Source organism: Geobacter sp. 60473 (assembly GCF_036323535.1).
Classification (GTDB): Bacteria; Desulfobacterota; Desulfuromonadia; order Geobacterales; family Geobacteraceae; genus Geobacter; species Geobacter sulfurreducens.
Window position 1 is genome coordinate 2,855,798 of the sequence record NZ_AP028967.1, and the last position, 20,931, is coordinate 2,876,728.

The 20,931-nt window shown below is 64.1% G+C and carries 22 protein-coding genes; 9 read left to right on the forward strand and 13 right to left on the reverse strand.

All coding sequences use genetic code 11. The features are described 5' to 3' along the window. Positions 1–104: 104 nt before the first annotated feature. Positions 105–590, reverse strand: a complete 486-nt coding sequence (locus AABA48_RS12995; RefSeq protein WP_338270602.1) for a hypothetical protein — start codon at positions 588–590, stop codon at positions 105–107. A gap of 99 nt (positions 591–689) precedes the next feature. Further along, entirely contained in the window at positions 690–1,709 is a 1,020-nt protein-coding gene (aroF, locus tag AABA48_RS13000; RefSeq protein WP_286350800.1) for a 3-deoxy-7-phosphoheptulonate synthase, read from the reverse strand. Between the two features lie 486 nt (positions 1,710–2,195). Between aroF and AABA48_RS13005 the strand changes: the two genes are divergently transcribed. After that, complete coding sequence (locus AABA48_RS13005) at positions 2,196–2,630, forward strand: FKBP-type peptidyl-prolyl cis-trans isomerase (RefSeq protein ID WP_286350801.1); 435 nt, start codon at positions 2,196–2,198, stop codon at positions 2,628–2,630. Positions 2,631–2,724: 94 nt separating this feature from the next. Further along, on the forward strand, positions 2,725–3,933 hold the full coding sequence (locus tag AABA48_RS13010) for a class I SAM-dependent rRNA methyltransferase (RefSeq protein WP_324309011.1): 1,209 nt from the start codon (positions 2,725–2,727) through the stop codon (positions 3,931–3,933). Positions 3,934–4,068: 135 nt separating this feature from the next. Here AABA48_RS13010 and AABA48_RS13015 read toward each other — a convergent pair whose 3' ends face one another. From AABA48_RS13015 to nrfH, 10 genes are all read right to left on the reverse strand, one after another. Continuing rightward, entirely contained in the window at positions 4,069–4,503 is a 435-nt protein-coding gene (locus tag AABA48_RS13015; RefSeq protein WP_338270607.1) for an MOSC domain-containing protein, read from the reverse strand. 33 nt (positions 4,504–4,536) lie between these two features. Next, the gene (gene moaA, locus AABA48_RS13020; protein WP_338270608.1) at positions 4,537–5,517 is read right to left on the reverse strand and encodes a GTP 3',8-cyclase MoaA; all 981 of its coding nucleotides are present in this window, start codon (positions 5,515–5,517) and stop codon (positions 4,537–4,539) included. A gap of 86 nt (positions 5,518–5,603) precedes the next feature. Further along, the gene (mobAB, locus tag AABA48_RS13025; RefSeq protein WP_286350805.1) at positions 5,604–6,716 is read right to left on the reverse strand and encodes a bifunctional molybdenum cofactor guanylyltransferase MobA/molybdopterin-guanine dinucleotide biosynthesis adaptor protein MobB; all 1,113 of its coding nucleotides are present in this window, start codon (positions 6,714–6,716) and stop codon (positions 5,604–5,606) included. Positions 6,717–6,748: 32 nt separating this feature from the next. Continuing rightward, a complete protein-coding gene (locus AABA48_RS13030) occupies positions 6,749–8,764 on the reverse strand; it encodes a sensor histidine kinase (protein ID WP_338270611.1) in 2,016 nt (671 codons plus the stop codon). A 120-nt stretch (positions 8,765–8,884) separates the two neighbouring features. Next, on the reverse strand, positions 8,885–9,412 hold the full coding sequence (locus AABA48_RS13035) for an HPP family protein (RefSeq protein ID WP_338270613.1): 528 nt from the start codon (positions 9,410–9,412) through the stop codon (positions 8,885–8,887). Positions 9,413–9,452: 40 nt separating this feature from the next. Further along, entirely contained in the window at positions 9,453–10,106 is a 654-nt protein-coding gene (locus AABA48_RS13040; RefSeq protein ID WP_338270615.1) for a DUF6448 family protein, read from the reverse strand. 150 nt (positions 10,107–10,256) lie between these two features. After that, positions 10,257–10,712, reverse strand: coding sequence for a PAS domain-containing protein (locus tag AABA48_RS13045; protein ID WP_324309014.1), 456 nt, complete (start codon positions 10,710–10,712; stop codon positions 10,257–10,259). Positions 10,713–10,790: 78 nt separating this feature from the next. Next, a complete protein-coding gene (locus AABA48_RS13050; protein WP_338270618.1) occupies positions 10,791–11,798 on the reverse strand; it encodes a 4Fe-4S binding protein in 1,008 nt (335 codons plus the stop codon). Positions 11,799–11,873: 75 nt separating this feature from the next. Next, positions 11,874–13,346, reverse strand: a complete 1,473-nt coding sequence (locus AABA48_RS13055) for an ammonia-forming cytochrome c nitrite reductase subunit c552 (protein ID WP_286350811.1) — start codon at positions 13,344–13,346, stop codon at positions 11,874–11,876. A gap of 45 nt (positions 13,347–13,391) precedes the next feature. Next, a complete protein-coding gene (nrfH, locus tag AABA48_RS13060) occupies positions 13,392–13,856 on the reverse strand; it encodes a cytochrome c nitrite reductase small subunit (RefSeq protein ID WP_286350812.1) in 465 nt (154 codons plus the stop codon). Between the two features lie 258 nt (positions 13,857–14,114). Between nrfH and AABA48_RS13065 the strand changes: the two genes are divergently transcribed. Both AABA48_RS13065 and AABA48_RS13070 read left to right on the forward strand, forming a co-directional pair. Further along, a complete protein-coding gene (locus AABA48_RS13065; RefSeq protein WP_324309017.1) occupies positions 14,115–15,230 on the forward strand; it encodes a methyl-accepting chemotaxis protein in 1,116 nt (371 codons plus the stop codon). A 159-nt stretch (positions 15,231–15,389) separates the two neighbouring features. Next, positions 15,390–16,190, forward strand: coding sequence for an alpha/beta fold hydrolase (locus tag AABA48_RS13070; RefSeq protein WP_286350814.1), 801 nt, complete (start codon positions 15,390–15,392; stop codon positions 16,188–16,190). Between the two features lie 60 nt (positions 16,191–16,250). On the opposite strand, the gene AABA48_RS13075 is transcribed toward AABA48_RS13070, so the two are convergent. Next, a complete protein-coding gene (locus AABA48_RS13075; protein ID WP_039646977.1) occupies positions 16,251–17,177 on the reverse strand; it encodes a PLP-dependent cysteine synthase family protein in 927 nt (308 codons plus the stop codon). A gap of 113 nt (positions 17,178–17,290) precedes the next feature. Here AABA48_RS13075 and AABA48_RS13080 point away from each other — a divergent pair, with 113 nt between their 5' ends. From AABA48_RS13080 to AABA48_RS13100, 5 genes are all read left to right on the forward strand, one after another. Next, positions 17,291–17,881: an NUDIX hydrolase gene (locus tag AABA48_RS13080; protein ID WP_338270624.1), complete on the forward strand. Its 591-nt coding sequence runs from the start codon at positions 17,291–17,293 to the stop codon at positions 17,879–17,881. Next, the gene (locus AABA48_RS13085) at positions 17,878–18,639 is read left to right on the forward strand and encodes a tRNA pseudouridine(65) synthase TruC (protein WP_338270626.1); all 762 of its coding nucleotides are present in this window, start codon (positions 17,878–17,880) and stop codon (positions 18,637–18,639) included. The genes AABA48_RS13080 and AABA48_RS13085 overlap by 4 nt, the downstream gene beginning before the upstream one ends. Positions 18,640–18,723: 84 nt before the next feature. Beyond that, the gene (gene msrA, locus AABA48_RS13090; RefSeq protein WP_286350817.1) at positions 18,724–19,212 is read left to right on the forward strand and encodes a peptide-methionine (S)-S-oxide reductase MsrA; all 489 of its coding nucleotides are present in this window, start codon (positions 18,724–18,726) and stop codon (positions 19,210–19,212) included. Between the two features lie 36 nt (positions 19,213–19,248). Continuing rightward, the gene (gene ltaE, locus AABA48_RS13095) at positions 19,249–20,283 is read left to right on the forward strand and encodes a low-specificity L-threonine aldolase (RefSeq protein WP_286350818.1); all 1,035 of its coding nucleotides are present in this window, start codon (positions 19,249–19,251) and stop codon (positions 20,281–20,283) included. A gap of 8 nt (positions 20,284–20,291) precedes the next feature. Continuing rightward, entirely contained in the window at positions 20,292–20,660 is a 369-nt protein-coding gene (locus tag AABA48_RS13100; RefSeq protein ID WP_286352534.1) for a glutaredoxin family protein, read from the forward strand. Positions 20,661–20,931: the final 271 nt, after the last annotated feature.

Consider the following 20,931-nt stretch of genomic DNA (forward strand, 5'->3'; position numbering starts at 1 on the left):
CAACAACTATACCATCAAACCGGCCGATACCAAGGGCTGCCCCGGAAGCCCGCCCCGCCGCATGACCGGAACCGCGGGGCGGGGAGACATTCCTCCCGGATCAGCTACGGTCCGGCGTTGCCCTCCTGCTTCACATAGCGGTACGTTGCCCGTTTTTCACCTGCCAGGGCAAGGATATCAGCCCGCGACGCCTTCCAGACGCCGTCCTCCCGAACGAGACGGATGGCCCGCGTCACGTGGTCGGTGCCGCCCGGTCCTCCCTCCAGGCCGAAGGTGGCCCGGACGGAGACGGAATCAGTGCCGCGCACCGTCACCCGGACCTCCTGCATCTTCTCCCAACAGCACGCCGGGCGGCGCGAGGCTCCGGCAAGGCGACGAGCAAATGCTTCGCGACTCCCGCCACCGGTGATGCTCGTCCGTTCGTAGAGGGCGTCGTAGTTGCCGTCGCGCCAGAGATCGAGGATCGACTCCAGGGCCAGCCGAGCCTCCGATTCGGCAACCGGCGCCGCCTGCCGAGCCGGCCGAGCCGCGAAGGCGTGAGTGGCCGCGAGCAGGGCCGTCAGAAACAGTGTCAGTCGAATGGGCGTCATGTAATCCCTCCATGGATTAATATTCGCTCACCATAACGAATCTCCCGCCTCCCCGCAACCCCTTTCCCGACCCGGCACGGGACAGGCGGCTGCTCGTCGCTACAGTCGCCTGCCCACGGACTCCGCCACGAGCCGCAGCTTCGCCATGAGCGCGTCGAATTTCTTCGGCTTGAGCGACTGGGGTCCGTCGGACGACGCTCGCTCGGGATCTGGATGCACCTCGATCATGAGGCCGTCCGCGCCGGCGGCAACAGCGGCCAGGGCCATGGGTGCCACGTAGTGATAGTTGCCGGTGCCGTGTGAAGGATCGGCAATAACAGGCAGATGGGTCATCTGCTTCAACACCGGGATGGCCGAGAGATCCAGCGTGTTGCGGGTGGCGGTTTCGAAGGTGCGGATGCCGCGCTCGCAGAGGATAACCGACTGGTTCCCTTCGCTCATGACATACTCGGCGCTCATGAGGAATTCCTGGATGGTCATGGACATGCCCCGTTTGAGGAGCACCGGGCGCCGGAGTTGCCCCACCTTCTTGAGCAGGGCGAAGTTCTGGGCATTGCGGGCTCCGATCTGGAGAATGTCGGAGTACTCGGCCACCAGTTCAGCCGTCTCGGGATTGACCACCTCGGTCACGATGGGGAGGCCCGTCTCTTCGCGCGCCTTGGCCAGCAGCTTGAGCCCCTCCTCTTCGAGTCCCTGGAAGGAGTAGGGAGAGGTGCGCGGCTTGAATGCTCCACCCCGAAGCACCTGGGCTCCGGCCGCCTTTACCGCCTTTGCCGTCTCGATGATCATGGTCTCTCCCTCGACCGAACAGGGCCCGGCCATGACAATGACTTCGGGTCCGCCGATGACCAGGGAATCCGTAATGGCGACGACGCTCGGCTCGGGCTTCACCTCCCTTGATGCCAGCTTGTACGGCTTCAGGATCGGCACCACGCTCTCCACGCCGTGCATGGACTCGATGCCCTGAAGGACCAGCTTGCCCCGCTCGTCCCCCACGGCCCCGATCACGTCCCGCGTGGTGCCATGGATGACGTGGGGATTGTAGCCCAGCTCGCTGATCCGCCTGATTACCTCGTCCCGGTCTTTTTTTGCCGCTCCCGCTTTCATGACGATGATCATCCCTTCCTCCCGTGGTTTCCCGAAAGACAAAAAGGCCGGAGGATTTCTCCCCCGGCCCAGTGGTGCTGCAGTATTGGTCTTGAAAACTGAAAAGCCGGGGGTGGTTTCCTGTCCACCCTCGGCTTCCGGTTTAGTGTATGGTGTGTGCTTCCCCTACGACAAACCCCTACCCTGGGCAGACGGCCTAAAATAAAAGCCGTACCAAAAGTAAAAGCTCTCGTAGAAGTAGAAACCCAATTTCATCATGATTCGTATAGTTGCCGATCCGGCAGGACATTGTCAAGCATTTATTCGCAACGGACACGCCATTGGTTCGATTTCTGCTTCATTCTTCCCGGGCGTCTCGACGCACAAGGACATCAACGCACTTTCAACCAGTTAACCATGCACAGCCGAACAAGACACTCACGACTGAGACCATACCGAGGCAGCCGGTGGTTATAGTTTAGGCACCCGGGACAGCCCGGCAGGAAGGAGCTCCCGGACATGAGAACAGCTCAATCGGGCGACACCGTCTTTATTCACTACATCGGCACCCTGGACAACGGCAGAATCTTCGAAAGCACCACCGACGAGGCGCCGCTGCGCTTCACCATTGGCAAAAACGAAATCTTTCCCGCCCTGGAGCGCGAAATCATCGGCATGCGGCCGGGCGAGGCCAGGAACATCCTGGTCGCCGCCGCAGACGCCTATGGTCCGCGCCGGGCGGAAAACATGCTGACCCTGGGGCGGGACTCCTTCCCCGCGGACCGTCCCATCTCGGTTGGTCGGAAACTGCGCCTTGAGTTCAACGGCCGCGCCGAGCGGGTCATGCTCGTGGTGGAGGTGACCGACGCCCATGTAGTTCTGGATGGCAATCATCCCCTGGCCGGTTGCGACCTGACCTTTGCGCTCCGGCTCGACGGAATCGAAAACGCCTGAGCGGGCGATGGCCCGGCAACGGCGGCCGTTCGATTAATTCGTTGCCCGCCGTCGGCAGCTGTGTTAACTGTTTCACCGGAACAAGGAGAAGACGATGGGAGCTCTACGCTGCGTCGTCGGCCCTGAATCGGTGAGAATGCTGGAGTTGGGGCATCCCTGGATCATTGCCGACGCCTATACGAAAAAGTGGCCCGCCGGCTCGGCCGGCGATCTGGTGGAACTGGTGGATGCCTCGGGGCGTTTTCTCGCAACGGCCCTGCTGGACCCGGGCGAGCGCATTGTGGCGCGGGTACTGGGAGGGAAAGGACTCCGCCTTGGAGAGAGGTGGCTGGCACAACGGTTGGAAGACGCCCTGGAGCTGCGGCGGTCCCATGTCTCCCTTGGGGAGACCGATGCCTACCGGCTTGTGAACGGCGAAGGGGACGGTCTGCCGGGCATCACGGTGGACCGCTACGGCGACTACCTGATGGTTCAGCTTTACTGCGGGGGGTGGCGGCCGCACCTGCCGGAACTGACCCGGGTGCTGGCCGGGACCCTGAAGCCGGCCGGCATCTATGAAAAAACCCGCCCCCGCAACACGAGGGAACTGGAAGCGGTTAGCGACACCAAGCGTTATGGGCGGCTCCTGGCCGGCACATCCGCACCGCCACGGCTGCCCGTGCGGGAAAACGGCCTGACCTTCCTGGTCGAACTGGAGCGGGGTCTGAACACCGGCCTTTTTCTGGACCAGCGCGCCAACCGCCGCCGGTTAATGGCCCGGACCGCCGGCAAGCGGGTGCTCAATCTCTTCGCCTATACCGGCGCCTTTTCCGTGGCAGCCGCGGCGGGCGGAGCGAGCCGCGTGACAAGCGTGGATGCCTCTCCCACCTACACCGACTGGGCAAAGGCCCATTTCGAGGCAAACCGCCTCAATCCCAAGCGCCACGAATTCATTGTGGGCGACTGCATGGACACCCTGGCGGAACTCGCCCGCCGGCAGGAGCGTTTCGACATCGTCCTGATGGACCCCCCTTCCTTCTCAACCACGTCGAAAAGCCGCTTCACCACGCGCGGCGGCACCTCGGACCTTGTTGCCGCTTCGCTTCCCCTGCTGGCGGAAGGTGGGCTCCTGATTACCTCCTCCAACCACCAGAAGGTGGATATGGCCGACTACCTCAAGGAATTGCGCCGCGGAGCGCTCCAGGCGGGCAGCACCGTGCGGGTGATCTCCCTGGCCGGCCAGCCTGAAGATTTCCCCTACCCGGTCACCTTCCCCGAAGGGCGCTACCTGAAATATGTGGTCAGTGTCAAGGGGAAGGCGTAACGGGTGCGTTACGTCCCGCGGGTATCCCTGAAATGAAAGGCGGGGAAAGAAAACCGGCGGATGCAGGAGCGGCAGGACACGTGAAGAGGCCGCACCGCGAAGGGGATTACGGACGGGAACCGGCCGGAGGGAATGCTAGGGCACCCGGACGATGACATCCCCCGGCTTCACCGCCCCCCCCCTCAGGACCCGGGCAAAAATGCCTTCCTTGGGCATGACGCAGTCGCCGGCCTGATAGTAGATGGCACAGCGGGTGTGGCACTCCTTGCCGATCTGGGTCACTTCGAGGAGCGTCTCCCCCACCGTCAAACGCGCACCCACCGGTAGCGCCGGCAGGTCGATCCCCTCGGTGGTGATGTTCTCGGCAAAGTCGCCGCTATCCACGTCGAGCCCCAGAGCCCGCATCTTGTCGATGCTCTCCTTGGCCAGGAGGCTCACCTGGCGGTGCCAGTCGCCGGCATGGGCGTCGCCCGCAATGCCGTGGTTCTCCTGCAACTCCACGCCCGCCACCGGCGTCTTGCGCTCCCCCTTGTTCCTGCTGATACAGACGGCAACTACTCTCGCTGACATGAGACCCTCCCGCTTGTGGTGCTTCCGGCACTGTTATCCGCCGATCTTCGCCATGGAAAACGCCTGGTGCTCCGCCTTGCGCGCGCTCATGCCGTGGCGCTCGGGCTTGACCCCCACGATCCGCCGCAGCGCCTCCTGGAGGATAATCGGGTCGCCGGTGTCGAGGAACGGACGCAGGTCGAACCCTTCATCCGAGAAAAGACAGCTCTTGGCCATGCCGGTCGAGGTCACCCTGACGCGGTTACAGTCGCCGCAGAAGTGCCCGGAAACGGCGGTTATCACGCCGAGTGTCCCGGCAGCGCCCCGGATCCGGAAGTCCCTGGACGGTCCGGCACAGGCCCCTTTCTCCACCGGCTCAAGCTCGTACGATGCGGAGATCCGGTCGAGGATTTCCCGGCCCGGCACGGTCAGGGACTGCCAGTTGTTCTCCCGCGTGGCCGGCATGTACTCGATGAAACGCACCGTGCAGGGACGTTTAATGGTGAGGCGGGCAAAGTCGGCCACTTCACCGTCATTGATCCCGCGCATGACCACCATATTGATCTTGGGAGGAGGAAAACCGGCCGCGTCGGCGGCGGCGATGCCGTCGAGTACCCGTTGCAGTTCGCCGGTCCTGGTGATAGCCCTAAATGTGTCGGCCCTGAGCGAGTCAAGGCTGATGTTGAGCCGCTGGACACCCGCGCTCCGCAGATCGGCCGCCATCTCCGGCAGCAGGAGGCCATTGGTGGTGAGGACCAGCTGACGAAGCCCCTCAATGGCGGCAATGCGGGCCAGGAACGGCACGATTCCCTTGCGGACCAGGGGTTCGCCGCCGGTGATCCGGATCTTCTCGATGCCTATGGCAACGGCGGCCCGGGCAATGCGGAAAAGGTCCTCGTAGGAAAGGATGTCGCCATGGGCGAGCTTTTCCACCCCCTCGGCCGGCATGCAGTAACTGCAGCGGAGATTGCACCGGTCGGTGACCGAGAGGCGGAGATAGTTGATGCGGCGGCCGAAGCTGTCAATGAGTTCCATGGGATATCCAGGCGGAAAGATACGGTGTTGCATTTTTGTTACTATAACAGAATGACACGTGGCAGAGGAGGGTGTATACGGAACCGTCACGTCCGTTGCGTAAGAAACCGCTCCTCAACGAAGTCGGTCACCTGCTTCGGATCGTTCAGGTCCAGGACCGGCACGTCCAGCTCCAGGGGCTCGTCGCTCGCCACCGCCAGCAGGGTCGGGTCATGCTGCTCGCCCCGGCAAAGCAGCGTTGTGCTCCGCTCCCGGCGGTGTACCTCGATCTTGGGAAGGCCGCTCTTCTTGAACCCCTCGGTTATGATGATGTCAACATCGCCGAAGTAGGTGGCGATCAACTCCTCAATGGGCGGAGAAACCTCGTGCTTCTTCACCACAGCCAGCTTTTCGGGCGAAGAGATGAGCATTGTGTCAGCCCCGGCAGCAGTAAGGCGATAGCTGTCCTTGCCCGGGTGATCGATATCGAAGCGGTGGGCGTCGTGCTTGATGGCGCCGACCCGATAGCCGCGGGACTTCAACTCGGCGATGACCTTCTCCAGAAGCGTGGTTTTGCCGGTCCCGGACTTTGCCACGAACGATACGGCCTTGGCCATTGGTGCCTCCTCCAGTTGCCTGATGTGCTCGAACTCTGATGGCGTATTGACATTGACGAACGTCCGTTCCGGGGCAGCGAGACCGGCCAGTTCCGCCATCGTCACCTGACGGGTCCGCACCTCGGGGTAGAAATCGTAGATTCGGCAGTTTCCCTGCCGCAGCATCCGTTCCACCGCCGGAAGACAACCCGTGCCGTACACGGCGAAGAGGGGCTCGAATCCTCCGTCGGTGCGCGGCACCACCACGTCGTAACCTGACCGCAGGGAGCAAAGGTGCGCGATTACCCGGGAATCGGGCCACGGCACGTCACATGCCGCAACGAACACGTACGGCGTCCCCGCCCGGGCGAGACCCGTGTAGAGACCACCAAGGGCGCTGCCGGGGTGAATATCGGAGATCACCTCTACACCGAACGCCCGAAAGCGCTCCCCACGGTCGCCCACCAACACGGTCCGGGCAAAAACCCGGCGGAAGGCTTCGATCACCCGCGCCACGAGAGGCGCCCCACCCAGGGAAAGGAGAGCCTTGTCCCGTCCCATGCGGCTGCTCCGGCCGCCCACGAGGATCACGCCGGTCACGTCGGAGAGGAGAGCATTGTCCATGCGCGGATTGTACGGGGACGACGGGTAACGAGTCAAAGGGCAATGTAGAACACGGCGCCCCTGCCCTCTTCGGCTTCGGCCCAGATCCGTCCGCCGTGACGGTTCACGATCCTGTGCACGGTAGCCAAGCCGATACCGGTCCCCTCGAATTCATCGTCCCGGTGGAGCCGTTGGAAGGGCCGGAATAACTTGTCGACATACCGCATGTTGAAACCGGTGCCATTGTCCCGGATAAAACAGGCTGGAACACCGTCTATCTCTGCCGTGCCGAATTCGATGAGTGCCCGGGGGCGCATGCCGGTGTACTTCAAGGCATTGCCCAGCAGGTTTTCCAGGGCGATCCGCAGCAACTTCCGATCTCCCCGAACAGTGACGCCGGCGGCAATGGCAAACTCCACCAAGCGGGCTGTCTCCCGCTGCTGCAACTCTTCCGCCACTTCACCCACAAGAGCGCTCAGATCAATCTCCTCCCATACCAGTTCGCTGCGGGTTACCCGGTACAGAGCAAGCAGATCGTCGATCAACTCCCCCATCCGCACCGCTGCCGCACCGATCCGGGAGAAGTAAACGGGCGAGGGCGGCGGGAGGCGGTCGCCGCACTCCTCGCGGATGACGGCGCAATAGCCGTTGATGGCCCGGAGTGGTGCCCGGAGGTCATGGGCAACGGTATAGCAGAACGCCTCCAACTCCCGGTTGGCAACCTCCAGCAGGGCGGCCTGCCGCTGTTCCCGGGCCAGGTGCTCGGCGTTGTGGATGCTGATGCCGATCACCGGCGCAATCCCCATAAGGAGGCTCAGGTCGCTCTGGAGCAGCGGCCTGCCGGTGCGTATCGTATCCACCGCCAGTACGCCGAGGGATTGCCCCTCGCAAACAATGGGGCAGCTGATGAAGGAACGAATGCCCAGCCGGCGGCCCAACTCCCGATGCAGCGGCGGGATGAGATGATTAATCTCATCAAGGTCGTTCACCAGGAATGGCTTCTGGTCGAGGAACGAAGCGGCCACGACGCCGCGGGGACCGACGCCGTCCAGCGCAATGGGCGTTTCGTGCATGACCCGCCGACCCGCCTCGTCGAACCCGTAGCTGGCCAGCACCCTGAGAGCGCTCCCGCCGGCATCGGCCATCATGATCACGCCCCGGTCGTAGTCGAGCCGCTTCTCCAGTAGGACGGCAATAGCGGTCAGAATGTGCTCAATATCGCTCTTACTGCTGACCACCTGCCCGATTTCACTCACGAGCAGCGCATTGTCGCTGTTTGACTGAGACTGGCCGAGCAGCTTTTCGGTAGAATCCCGCAGGTTGTCGACGGCCGCGCTCAAATCCTTGTTCTCGGCCCGCTCGGCGGCAAGAAAAAACAGCAGGACCAGGGGAATGGCCACCGCTGCCACAACGGGGAACAGAGAGGGGCTCAGGAGAAGAGTGGCAAGCCCGAGGACCGTCCCGCCGAGGAGCCCCCAGCGGCGCACCGTCCGCCAGAGATCGGCATGCCCCCTGGGCCAGGAAATTATGTAACGGCAGACTCCTCCGCCCTGGAAAATGCACTCGGGATGCTTGATTTCCGGAAGACACCGGCTGAAGATAACAACAAGCGCCTCGAGGAATCCCGTGCGATTGGCGCATTGGTACGCCCGCTCACTCACCCCCGGCCTGAAGCGAACCGTGACCTCGATCCTGTTGTCCCCGATCTTCCGGGACTCGAACGTCGACGACCGGGTGAAGAGGGCTGCCGCGCGGTTGAGGAGGGAATAGCCGAGGGCAGGCCCCACCAGCCCGAGGACGTACTGTCGTACGAGGCCGAGCGCCTCGGGCGATGCGGCGAAACGGCCTGCCTCCCGCGCGATGCCGGGGTTGCCGGTCACCCGCGTGAGCACCTCGTGAAAGCGATCCGCCTGCTGCTGGGTGAACCACTGGCCGGGGTCCGCGACTTCGTGCTCAGACATGCCGGCATAGCTGAGCACCTCATCGGTCCGAACATGGGGATACCGTTTTGTGAGGAGCTTCAGATAGGTATCGAAGATCCTGCTGTTATAGAGGGGCGGGCTGTCCATCGATGACGCGCAACTCCGAAAACGCCGGCCGGATGATGGCGGGAGAAACGGCGGGGTGTTGCGGTTGAGCTTACCGGAACCGGGGTATACGGGCAAGTTTATTTTATCGGGCCGGCCTCCCTACCACCACTGCTCCGGATAGTGCCGGTGATGGACGATATTGTTGGTGAAGAGGGCCACTGTCAGCAGGATCAGCGCACCGGTCAGCACCGGGTCCACGAGAAAGGAGAGCCCGGCGTGCCCCTGGACGCCGATCAGGGCAGTGGCGCCACCGGGTGGATGGATGGTGCGGGTGAGGTACATGAGAAGGGTAGCCGCCCCCACTGCCAGGGCGACGGCAACGGGACCGGACTCGAGCCAGGCCGTCACCGCCACCGCGGCAACGGCGGAAACCAGGTGTCCCCCCACCAGGTTGCGGGGCTGAGCGAAGGGGGATTCGGCGGCCCCGAACAAAAGCACCGCCGATGCGCCGAAGGAGCCGATCAGCAGGGGATGGCCCGCCATGCGGGTCACCGCCATAATGGCAAGGACCCCTGCCATCCCGCTCGCACACCCCCACAGGGCGTATTTGAACGACAGGGGAGGACGCTCCCTGTTCCTCCCCTGCCCTTTCATCTTGCCGGGTAACCGGGTGATCCGTTTTTTCAAGCGCGCACGGCCTCCATGCCTGGATCAATGAACGGCGCGATCAGTGGCCGTGGCTCGCATGGGCATCGCCGTGGCCGTGGGGCGCCTTCGTCCCGTCCGGGCCGCCGTGGTGGGCGGCGTGCCCCTCCGCGTCCCGATGGAGGCGCTCCACGTAGTGGGTGTACTCCACGTAGGCCGCCACGTACTTCCGGCCGGCGGCCACGCTCTCGTCCTTGTGCTTCTTCGCCTCGGCAACCCGGTCGAAGCGCTCGCGGATACCGGCGGCAACCGCATCGGTGACGATCTTCACGAGTTCGGCCGATGAACCCGACGCCAGGGCGCTGTCGGCCGCCGCCACCGCGGGCTCCACCGTCCCGGCGGGCTTGAGTCCGGTGAAGGGTGCTCCTTCCGCGGCCCGGTGGACCTTCACGAGAGATGTGAAAAAGCGGTGCTCGGCCGCCTCCTTCGCCTTTGCCCCCTTCTTCGCCGCTGCCACGACGTCCTTGAAGGAACTGCGAATCTTCGCTTCGTCCTTCTCCCTAACCCACTTGAGGACCGGGGTCACGTCGTTCTTCTCCAGGGCGATGCGGGCATCCTGGACGACCGGGCCGTCCAGGGTATCGCAGTGAGCCCGGGCACTGCCGGCGGACAGGGTGACCCCGGCGGATAGAAGGGCCAGATAAAGGGCGGGGATAACGATGGTCTTCTTGTTCATGGTTCAGGTTCTCCTTTACGTGGTTGTAATGGGTGGAGACTGCCTCACTCCCTTTTCCAGAGCAGGGCGGCCGCCGCAACGAGCCCCCAGCAGAGGGCCTGTCCTGCGATGAAATACTCCATGCCGTTCTTTTCCTTTCGCGCCAAAGCGCTACCGGCCGGGCCGGTCCGCGCCGCAGCACCGTTCCAGCTCAGCCAGGCGCTCTTTCATATCCTTTTCCTTCAGCCAGCGTTCGGTCACGTCACGAATCACGGCGCCGCTGCCGGCCATGTCACCGACCCCGTCGCGCACGAGCGCCATGGAGAACTCGGTGGACAGGCGGCTGCCGTCGGCGCGCAGGGCAGGTGCCGTGAGCAGCTTGGTGCCGTAGCGGGTCGTGCCTGTGTCCATGACCCGGCGGTACCCCTCCCAGTGACGGGCCCGGAGGTTCTCGGGGATGATGAGGTCCAGAGACTGCCCCACCGCGTCGGCTGCGGCAAAGCCGAACATCCGTTCGGCCCCGGGGCTCCAGAGCCGGATGATCCCTTCCCGGTCGGCATAGACAACGGCATCGGGAACTCCCTCGGCAATCAGGCGGTACAGGACATCGTTCGTATCGTCAGCCATGCGACACCTCCTGTTCTTCCATGTTTGATGATATAAGGTACCCCGTCGTGGACGGGGGTCAAGCCCCTCGCATCCCCCTCAGTGGCTCAGGTACGGCACCATGGGGATGAGCTGCCGGTAATCCTCATAGGTAAGTGAGCTCTGCCAGGCGCCGGTGGCCATGCCGGTGCCGATGCCGGCGGCGAAGAGGAGCAGCACCACGGCAGGGAACACCCATGCCGGGAGCGGCCGCCGCCAGAGGGGTGGCGCCATGCGGAGCACCTCCCGCTCGGGGCAGTTGGCCACGCAGGTGAGACAACCGGTGCATTCGGCGGAGCGGATCGTCTCGCGCTCGTGGACCGGAAGCCCGGATGGACAGGCCCTGGAGCAGTTGCGGCAGCCGGTGCAGCCGGCCGCGTCACGCCGGATCTTGAAGGGGCTCAGGAAGCTCGCCACCCCCAGCAGCGCGCCGTAGGGGCAGAGATAGCGGCACCAGGCGTTTCTGTAGAGCAGCGACAGCACCGTAAGCACGGCGAGGACCGTTATCGTGGTGCCCGACATCCTGGTGAAGAAGTGAAGCATCTTCACGTCGCTCACGGCCCAGTAGGGGGTGTCGAGAAAGGCCGCCAGGGCAAAGACCGGCATGTCGACCAGGATGATCTTGACGAAAAAGATGAGCAGCAGGTACTTCGCCCCCCGCAGGACCCAATCGAGCCGGGGCCAGACCCGGAAATTGCGGCCAAAGAGCCGTTGTCCCAGCTTCCAGGCCGCCTCCGACAGGGTCCCCACCGGGCAGAGCCAGGAGCAGAACGACTTCTTCGCCACAAGGCTCATGCCCACGATGGTGAGGAAGATGACCAGGGCTGCCGGGTGGACCGGGTTGATGGTGCCGGTGGCGAGCCAGAGCTTGGTGCCGGCCAGGGCGCCGATGGGCAGGAACCCTTCCACGCCCGGCGGGCGGGAAACAAGCGGGGTTGCGCCGCCGGTCTCGAAGTGGCGGACAAAGACGCCGAAGCGGATGCCTATGACGACAACCCAGGCGAAGAAGCCCCACTGGACCAGGGCGCGCCAGAGGGTGATGCGTGCATGCTGCTGCCGATTGTTCATGGGTAGTGCCTCGCTCAGCAGCGGTACCGGAGCCGGCAGGTACTGATACCGGCCCCGGCCCCGCTGTCATCGTGACTATTTTTCCTTGGCCGCCAGGGGATCCTTGATTTCGTGCTCGGCCTTGAACATGAGCTTTTTCACCCCACGGTTGTTCGTGTACTTGGCCAGCTCCAGATCGACTTTCAGGGGAACCGTCACCCCGGCCTTGGTCAGGGCCTGCCGCAGGAGCGCCTCGGCCTTGCCCGCGTGGGAGTTGGCGTCGCCCGTGATCCGCAGGGCCTCGGTGGGGTTGTGGAACCCGACCGAGTTCTCGGCGCCGATGAAGACCACCCGGTAGAACGCCTCCTCGTAGTGATCCCTGGCCTGGTCATAGAGGGCCTTGTCGATCTGCTTCCCTTCGGCCCGGGCCTTGTGGGTCATTTCGAAGAGCCTGGCCACGGTGGCGGTGGCGTATCCGGCCCGGATGAACTGGGACATGGTCCGGTCCTGGATGGCGTAGACCTGGTTGCGGAGCCATTCGGGGCTCTCTGCATGGCACTGCTGGCACGCCTTGAGATCGTTCTTCAGGGGGCTCATGACCCGGTGATCGGAAACCTTGCGAGTGCCCACCTTGGTGTAGGGCATGTGGCAGTCGCTGCAGGCGACCCCCGCCTGCCAGTGAACACTGTTGTTGGAGAAGAGCTCGAACTCGGGGTGGCGGATGAAGGCGAGTTTGAAGCCGGTTACCCCTTGGGTCCACTCGCCGTGTGCCGGGTTGCTCCGCAGTTTTGCGATGATGTTCTCGATGGTGATGCCGCCATAGGTGCTGCCGTCCCAAGGGAAGAACACATCGGTCGACTTCATGGTCTCGTCCTTGGGAATGCTGTAGGTGACGTGGCACTGGGCACAGACCAGGGTCCGCTTCTCCTGGGTGGAGAGCTTCGCCTGATCCACGCCGAGCTTCTCCAGGGCCTTGCCGAGGGTGAAGCCCCGCGAAATCTTCAGGGACAGGTCATCGTTGTTGTGGCAGTCGATGCAGGCCACGCCCAGCATCTGGTGCTCCTTGGGGATCTGGGCATGGACTTCCTGGTAGGGCTTGGAGAAGTAGTCCTTGCCGAGGCGCTGCTGCAGGGCCGGCGCATAGGGGGTCTTGCAGGTGAGGCAGGAGCCTCCCGCCTTGACCCGCCCCGGGTCAACCTCGAACTGGTCCCGCACCATGTGGGCATGGCCCCTGGGCTCCTTGTACTCTACGCCGAATCCCCAACCGTTGTAGAGGAGCGCCAGGAAGGGGAACTCGTCCAGCTTGTCGTAGAAGACGCCGTCGTCGTCATACCCTTTCTTGTACCGGCTCTTGCCCGCCACGGTGGGCTCTTCGGTCTTTTTCCAGAGATCGTAGTGGACCGGGTAGGCCTTCCCCCATTCGGCCGGGTCGATGGTGCCGTCGGGTATGACGGCCCTGCCTGCCTGTTCCACCTTCTTGGGGGCACAGCCGGCTCCGGCCGCCGCCACCGCTGCCGTTGCGGCCAGGGCAGTGACAACGGCCCAACGCTTCATGCTTTTCTTGTTCATATCGCTCTCCTCTCCTGCGGTAAGTGCATGTTCTGCGGCGACCCGTCACCGGGTGGCCATGGCGCCGGTCAGCTTGTGCCGCAACTGCCGGTGGCAGCCCCAGCACTGGCGGGTCCGGTCCATGGTGGTCACCGTTGCCTCGTGGCACCGGACACAGTTCTGCTGGACGACTTTTGCCCCATGGGACGACAGTTTGATCGGATCGGGGACATGGCCCGAATAGAAGGCCACCACATCCTTCATGCCGTCGATGGACTTCCAGACGTAGTGCGCCACCGGATTGCCGTTGGGAAGATGGCAGTCCACGCACCTGATCCTCCGGTGGGCGCCGGCGTGGCTCCAAGCCTCGTGCTGCTCGCCCATCACGTGACACCCGGCGCAGAATGCCGGCGACTCCGAGTGCTCCAGCAGGCGGGGCGGGCCCACCAGCGCGAACGCCGCCATCGCCGCTCCCGCAATACCGACGACGAGCGTGGTTGCCAGGACCTGTCGTGACAATGAGATTCCCATTCCATTCTCCTATTGGGTGCGGCGCCCCGGTCGGCCTGCCGCGAGTGCCTGCGGTTGATAGTTAGAATACAAATCATTGGCGCGGATGGTTTGACTCAAGTCAACAGCTTGAACATTCACATCCGTCACCTGACGGCACCGGCATTGCCCGTAAAAAAATGCACTTTTCCATAAAGAATCTGCTTTGGTTGCCGATGTAGATTAGTAGTGGTTCAGTGCCAAACCGTATGAGGGTTTCCGTCCAAAGGAGGTACTACTGTGTTTTTTGCATCGGGGATGAAGAAGCAGTTGGAGGAAAAAGACGCCGAACTGGATGTGCTCAAGCAGATGCTTGAAAATGTGAAAAACATTGTGATGCTCTGCGATGCAACCCCTGAGAATACTATCTTCTACATGAACAAGGCGGCGCGGGAGCTGCTGGCAAAATACCGTGGCGACCTGAACGCCGGCCTGCGCGGGGCCGACGTGGCAGCAGCCATGGACCATTCCATTCACCAGTTCCACAAGGACCCGAACCGCGTACGCATGATCCTGGGCAAACCGGGCGAGATGCCCCATTCGGCCGAAATCCCCATCGGGGGAATAACGCTCCGCACCACGGCCTTCCCCATCTGGGACAAGAAGAATCACGGCAGGGTCAAATACTACATGGCATGCTGGGACGACATCACCGCCGAAAAGGAAGTAGTGGAGCGCAACCGGCAGGAACTGCAGCGCAAGGAATATCTGGAGGAGCGGGTGGCCCAGATCGCCACGGCCATGGAAGAGATGAGCATGACCGTGACCGAGGTGGCCCGCAACACCTCGAACGCCTCCGACTCGGCGGTCCAGGTTGCCCAGAACGCCCACGAGGGTCAGGAAATCGTCAACCGGTCGGTCCAGGAGATGCAGAAGGTAGCCCAGATCGTCCGCGATTCAGCCGCCATCGTCGACTCGCTGGGGGGCAAATCGGAGAAGATCGGCGAGATCATCAACGTCATCAATGAAATCGCCGACCAGACAAACCTCCTGGCTCTCAACGCCGCCATCGAGGCGGCCCGCGCCGGCGAACAGGGGCGTGGCTTCGCCGTGGTGGCCGATGAGGTCCGCAACCTGGCGGTCAAGACCATGAACTCCACCAAGCAGATCAACGCCATGGTAGCCGAAATCCAGCGGGAAACCCGCCAGGCCGTGGGTTCCATCGAGAACGCCAAGCAGGAGGCCGAAGTGAGCGAAAGCCTCTCGCTCCAGGCGGAATCGTCGCTGGTGACCATCGTTCAGGCCATCGAGGAGATCAAGAACGTCATCACCCAGATTGCCACTGCCTCCGAGGAACAGGCAGCCACCGCCTCGGTCATTGCCGGCAATCTGGAGGAAATCTCGCGCAACGGCTGACCCCACGCCTGACTCGCATATCAGAGTGTTACAAAACTGCCTGCAATAGCCCGCTTCTGCGGGCTTTTTTTTGCCCAGCCATCGAGGTTGTTGCCCCGTGACGGCGCATGGTATATGGTTTTCCCATTGATCCAATGACGATTGAAAGGAGACTCCTCCATGCAGGCACTCGTGAACGGCATCTCCCTCGCCTATGACGACCAGGGCAGCGGTCCGCCCCTGATCCTGATCCACGGCTTTCCCCTGCAGAGAAAGATGTGGCATCCCCAGATCCAGGCAGTGACCGGCGCCGGCTTTCGCCTCGTGACCCCAGACCTGCGGGGCTTCGGCGAATCGGATGCCCCGGACGGACCTTACTCAATGGAGATATTCGCCGACGACATTGTTGCGCTCATGGATCATCTGTCGATCGGGCAGGCAGTCATCGGCGGGATGTCCATGGGAGGCTACGTCCTCATGAACCTGCTGGAACGCTACCCGGAGCGGGTTGCCGGGGCGTGCTTCATCGTGACCCGGGCGCCGGCCGACGATGAGGCGGGCAAGGCCCGGCGGCTGCACCTGGCCCAGGAGGTGATGAAGTTCGGGCCTCAACTGGTGGCGGACGCGTTTGTGGAAGTCCTCTTTGCCGAGCAGAACCTCACGGAGCGGCCGAAACTGGTTGAGGAGGTCTACGGATGGATGAGCGCCACCGATTCGCGGGGGCTTGCGGGCGGGCTCCTGGCCATGCGGGAGCGCACGGACTACGGCGCGCTTCTGGACCGCTTCCGGGTGCCGGCACTGGCCATCGGGGCCGAAGATGACCGGGCCATCCCGGCCGAATTCTCCCGGGCCATTGCCGCCGGCGTTCCGGGATGCCGGTTCTGCATCGTGCCCGAGGCGGGGCATCTGGCCAACCTGGAGCACCCGGGGGCCTTCAACGACTGCCTGCTGGAATTCCTCACCTCGCTCGGCAGCTGGTAGCGGACATGAAAAAGCCCGCGGGATGCGGGCTGGTGGTGCAACATCAGGCACATGCGCCTCTCAGGGAGGGCACTTGCCGCAAACCGACCGGAACAGGACCGTGCTGAGATAGCGGTCTCCCCGGTCCGGCAGGAGCACCACGATGGTGCTGCCAGCCGGGGCATCCCGCGCCACCTGGACGGCGCCCGCCACGGCGGCGCCGCTGGACATCCCCACGAAAAGGCCCTCGCGGGCGGCCAGCTCTCGGGCCGTGTCAAAGGCCGGCTCGTCATGGACCGTCAGCTTCAGGTCCAGGGCCTCGGGGTGGTAGATGGGAGGCACGATGGCTTCCTGCATGTTCTTGAGCCCCTGCACCTTGTGACCCAGCCGGGGCTCCACACCCACGATGCGCACGGAAGGCTTCTTCTCCCGGAAATAGCGGCTCGTTCCCATCAGGGTGCCGCCCGTCCCCATGCCGGCCACGAAGAAGTCGACGGCGCCGCCGGTGTCGCGGAAAATCTCCGGCGCAGTGGTCTCGTAGTGGGCCAGGGGATTGTTGGGATTGGCATACTGATTGGGCATATAGTAGCGGTCCGGCTCCTCCTCCAGGATGCGGTGGGCCAGCCGGATGGCACCGTCGGTGGCCTCGTCGTGGGGAGAGAGGACCAGCTCGGCGCCATAGGCCTCCAGCACGGCGCGCCGTTCCAGGCTCACGCAGGCGGGCATCACGAGCTTGACCCGGTATCCCTTGACCGTGCCGAGCATGGCCAGGGCGATGCCGGTGTTGCCGGAGGTCGGCTCCAGGATGGTCTTCTCCGGCACCAGCTCGCCGGACTCCTCCGCCTTGGCAAGCATGTAGAGAGCCGGACGGTCCTTGACGGAACCGCCCACGTTGTTCCCCTCCAATTTGGCCAGGATACGGACCCGCGGATTCGGGTTCAGGTGGCGCAGCTCAACGAGGGGGGTGATGCCGATGCTGCCGGCAAGCGAAAAGGGGGGATGCTCCATGGCAGGATTCCTCTAAACGAAAAAAGGTGCTTAATGCCCTTTCATGCTATACGAACATGCCGGAAAAAACAACATTCGCGAGCCACCCAGACCTTTGCCCCCAGGAAATCCCCATGACGAACCCGACCCTTGACGAGATCGAACGCACCCTGAAGGACGCCGGAGGGGAAAACCGGCAGCCCGCCCCCGCCTATACCCCTGCAGCCGTGGCACTGATCTTGCGCCGGGACGCCAGCGGGGTGTCGGTCCTCTTCATCGAGCGCTCTCCCCATCATGGCGATCCCTGGTCCGGCGACCTGGGGTTTCCGGGCGGCAAGGTGGAGGCGGGCGATGCCGGGCCCCGCGCCGCCGCCGAACGGGAAACCCGGGAGGAACTGGGCGTCGACCTGGCCTCGGCCCGCCTGTTGGGCCGGCTTGCCGATATCGAGGGGGCCCACCTGCCGATCCGGGTGTCCTGCTTCGTCTACGGCGTGACCGGAGCGCTTTCCCTTCATCCGGGCGGCGAGGTCCGCGACGCCTTCTGGATCTCCCTGGAGGCACTGCGCGATCCCGCCCGCCACGTGACTGCGCCGGTCCGCTTCGGCGGCGAAATCTTCGAGCGACCGGCCATCATCCTTCCCGTGCCAGGGAAGCCGGTCCTGTGGGGGATCACCTACCGGCTCGTGATGCAGTTCCTGGCCCTCCTCGGCAAGGCACGGGGATGAGCGCCGTGGAGATCCTGTTTCGCGACGACTACCTGGTGGCCGTGCACAAGCCGGCCGGGCTCCTGGTGCACCGCAGCCCCATCGACCGCCATGAGACCCGTTTCGCCCTCCAGGAGGTGCGCGACCTCCTCGGCCGCCGGGTCTATCCCGTTCATCGCCTCGACAAGCCTACCTCCGGCGTCCTGGTGTTCGCCCTGGACCCGGCAACGGCCCGCTCGCTCGGCGATGCCTTCGCCGGCGGACTGGTGGACAAGACCTACCTGGCGGTCACCCGGGGGATTGTCCCGCCGGAGGGAATCATCGACCACTCCCTGAGCGAAGAACCGGACCGGCTGGACAGTGCGAAGAGCTCACCGGCAGCGCCTCAGCCGGCGGTAACCGCCTTCCGGCGACTCGCTGAAGCGGAACTGCCCGTGGCAACGGGGCGCCATGCCACCTCCCGCTACTCGCTCGCGGAACTCAGACCCCGCACCGGCCGCCGCCACCAGTTGCGGCGCCACATGAAGCACATCTTTCACCCGATCATCGGCGACACCACCTACGGCGAAGGGCGCCACAACCGATTCTTCCGGCAAGAGCTCGGCTGTGGCCGGCTCCTGCTCCATGCCGCGGAGCTTTCGCTGCCTCACCCTGCAAACGGCGAAATCCTGACCATTGCCGCCCCGCCGGACCGGGAGCTTGCCCGCCTTCTGGACCGCCTCGGCTGGCTGGCTGCGGCGACCGGTCGCGGGCGGCCAAGCCTGCCTGCGCCGCCTTGATTTTTGCCGTGGCGGCGCGTATGGTACGCGCAGGGACAACCATTGCGCACTGTGTTACTCTTTTCAGGCAGGGAGGTGTATGCCATGGGAGAGAAAACGAGTCTTGAGAAGGCTACCTTCGGGGCCGGCTGTTTCTGGCATGTGGAAGAGGAATTCCGCCGCGTGCCGGGGGTTGTATCCACCCTGGCCGGATACATGGGAGGATGGAAGGAACACCCCACCTACGAGGAGGTCTGCTCCAAGACCACCGGCCACGCCGAGGTGGTGGAGGTGACCTTTGACCCCGCCGACGTCACCTATGACCACCTGCTGCGGATCTTCTGGGACTGCCACGACCCGACCCAGCTCAACCGGCAGGGCCCCGACATCGGCACCAACTACCGCTCCGTCATCTTTTACCACTCGCCGGAGCAGGAGCGGGCGGCCCGGGCATCCCTGGAGCATGAACAGCAGTCCGGTCGCCATGCCCGCCCCATCGTCACCGAGATCGTTCCGGCGGCCACCTTCTGGTGGGCCGAGGAATACCACCAGCACTACCTGGAAAAGCGGGGAGGCGGCAGCTGCCACTGGTAGGCCGACGTGCACGCGCTACTCCCCCACGAGGAATCCATGAACATCATTGATCTGCGCAGCGACACCGTTACCCGGCCGAGCTCTGCCATGCGCGCCGCCATGGCGGGAGCCGAGGTGGGGGACGACGTCTATGGCGAAGACCCGACCGTGAACCGGCTGGAGGAACTGGGCGCCGCGACACTCGGCACGGAAGCGGCCCTGTTCACCGCCAGCGGCACCCAGGCCAACCTCCTGGCCCTCCTGACCCACTGCCGGCGGGGTGACGAATACATCGCCGGCCAGACCGCCCACTGCTATCGCTACGAAGGGGGCGGCGCCGCCGCCCTGGGGGGCATCCAGCCCCAACCCCTGGAGGTGGAACCCGACGGGACCCTCGACCTCTCAGCCGTGGCCGCCGCCATCAAGCCGGACGACCTCCACTTCGCCCGCACCCGGCTCCTCTGCCTGGAAAACACCCATGCCGGGCGGGTTCTTCCCCTGGACTACCTGGCACGCGCCAGACGGCTCTGCAATGAGCAAGGCCTTGGCCTGCACATGGACGGCGCCCGCATCTTCAATGCCGCCGTGAAGCTCGGCGTACCGGTCCGCGAGATCGCCGGCCACGTGGATTCGGTGTCGGTCTGCCTCTCCAAGGGGCTCGGCGCCCCAGCGGGGTCGCTGCTCTGCGGGAGCAGGGAGTTCGTCGCCACGGCCCGCCGGTGGCGCAAGGCGGTCGGAGGAGGCATGCGCCAGGCCGGCATCCTGGCGGCCGCCGGCATCCTGGCCCTGACCGGAAACGTGGACCGGCTCGCCGAGGACCATGCCAACGCCCGCCGCCTGGCCGAGGGGTTGGCCGCCATCCCGGGGCTGGGCCTCGACCCGTCCCACGTCCAGACCAACATGGTATTCCTGTGCCTCCCCCTCCGGACGGCGGACCGGCTCGCCTCGTTTCTAAACGAACAGGGAATCCTCATCTCCGGCCGGGAAAGTATCCGTCTCGTCACCCACCTGGACGTGACCTCTTCGGACGTGGAACGGGTTATCGCGGCATTCGGCGCATTCTTCGCCGGCCACGGCGGGATGCAACCGTGAGCATCGTCATGACGGTCCGCAGTTTCGCTGCCATGCTTGTCCTTGCCGCTACCGTGTCGGTCACACCGGCACTGCTCCATGCCGCCCCGGACAAGCCCGGTCGGACAGCCGAATCCCGCCCCCCTTCAGTGGTCATCTTCGTGGGCGAAGGCTGACCTTACTGCGATGCGGTGGAAAGGTTTTTCACCGAGAAGGGTATCCCCTACACCTGCCGCGACATCCGCCGCGACCGCGCCGCGTTCCGGGAGTGGCGCGAGCGCTTCGGCGGCGAGATCGTACCCATGGTAGTCCTCGATGAAGGAAAGAAGATCATCGACGGCTGTGACATTCCCGCCATCGAACGCGCCCTGGCGGACATACGCTCCTCCCGGCCGTGAGCATCCCGTGCGCCGCGCACACTCCGCAACAGCCCAACCCCTTGTTATTCGATAAAAACGCTCACAATTTTTATTGACTTCTAATGTGATTGTTTTTATTATCCCGGCAATTCTCATGATAGAGGAGACCGGACTCTTTCCCATCCGCTAGGACGGCGGCCCGCGCGATTCACCCGGAATCAGACCTTTCCTGGCATTTCACATCACAGCGAGCGGTGGCTCACGGCATCCGGAGTGCTTAACGGCACTGCCGCGCTCCCATGCCCCGTCA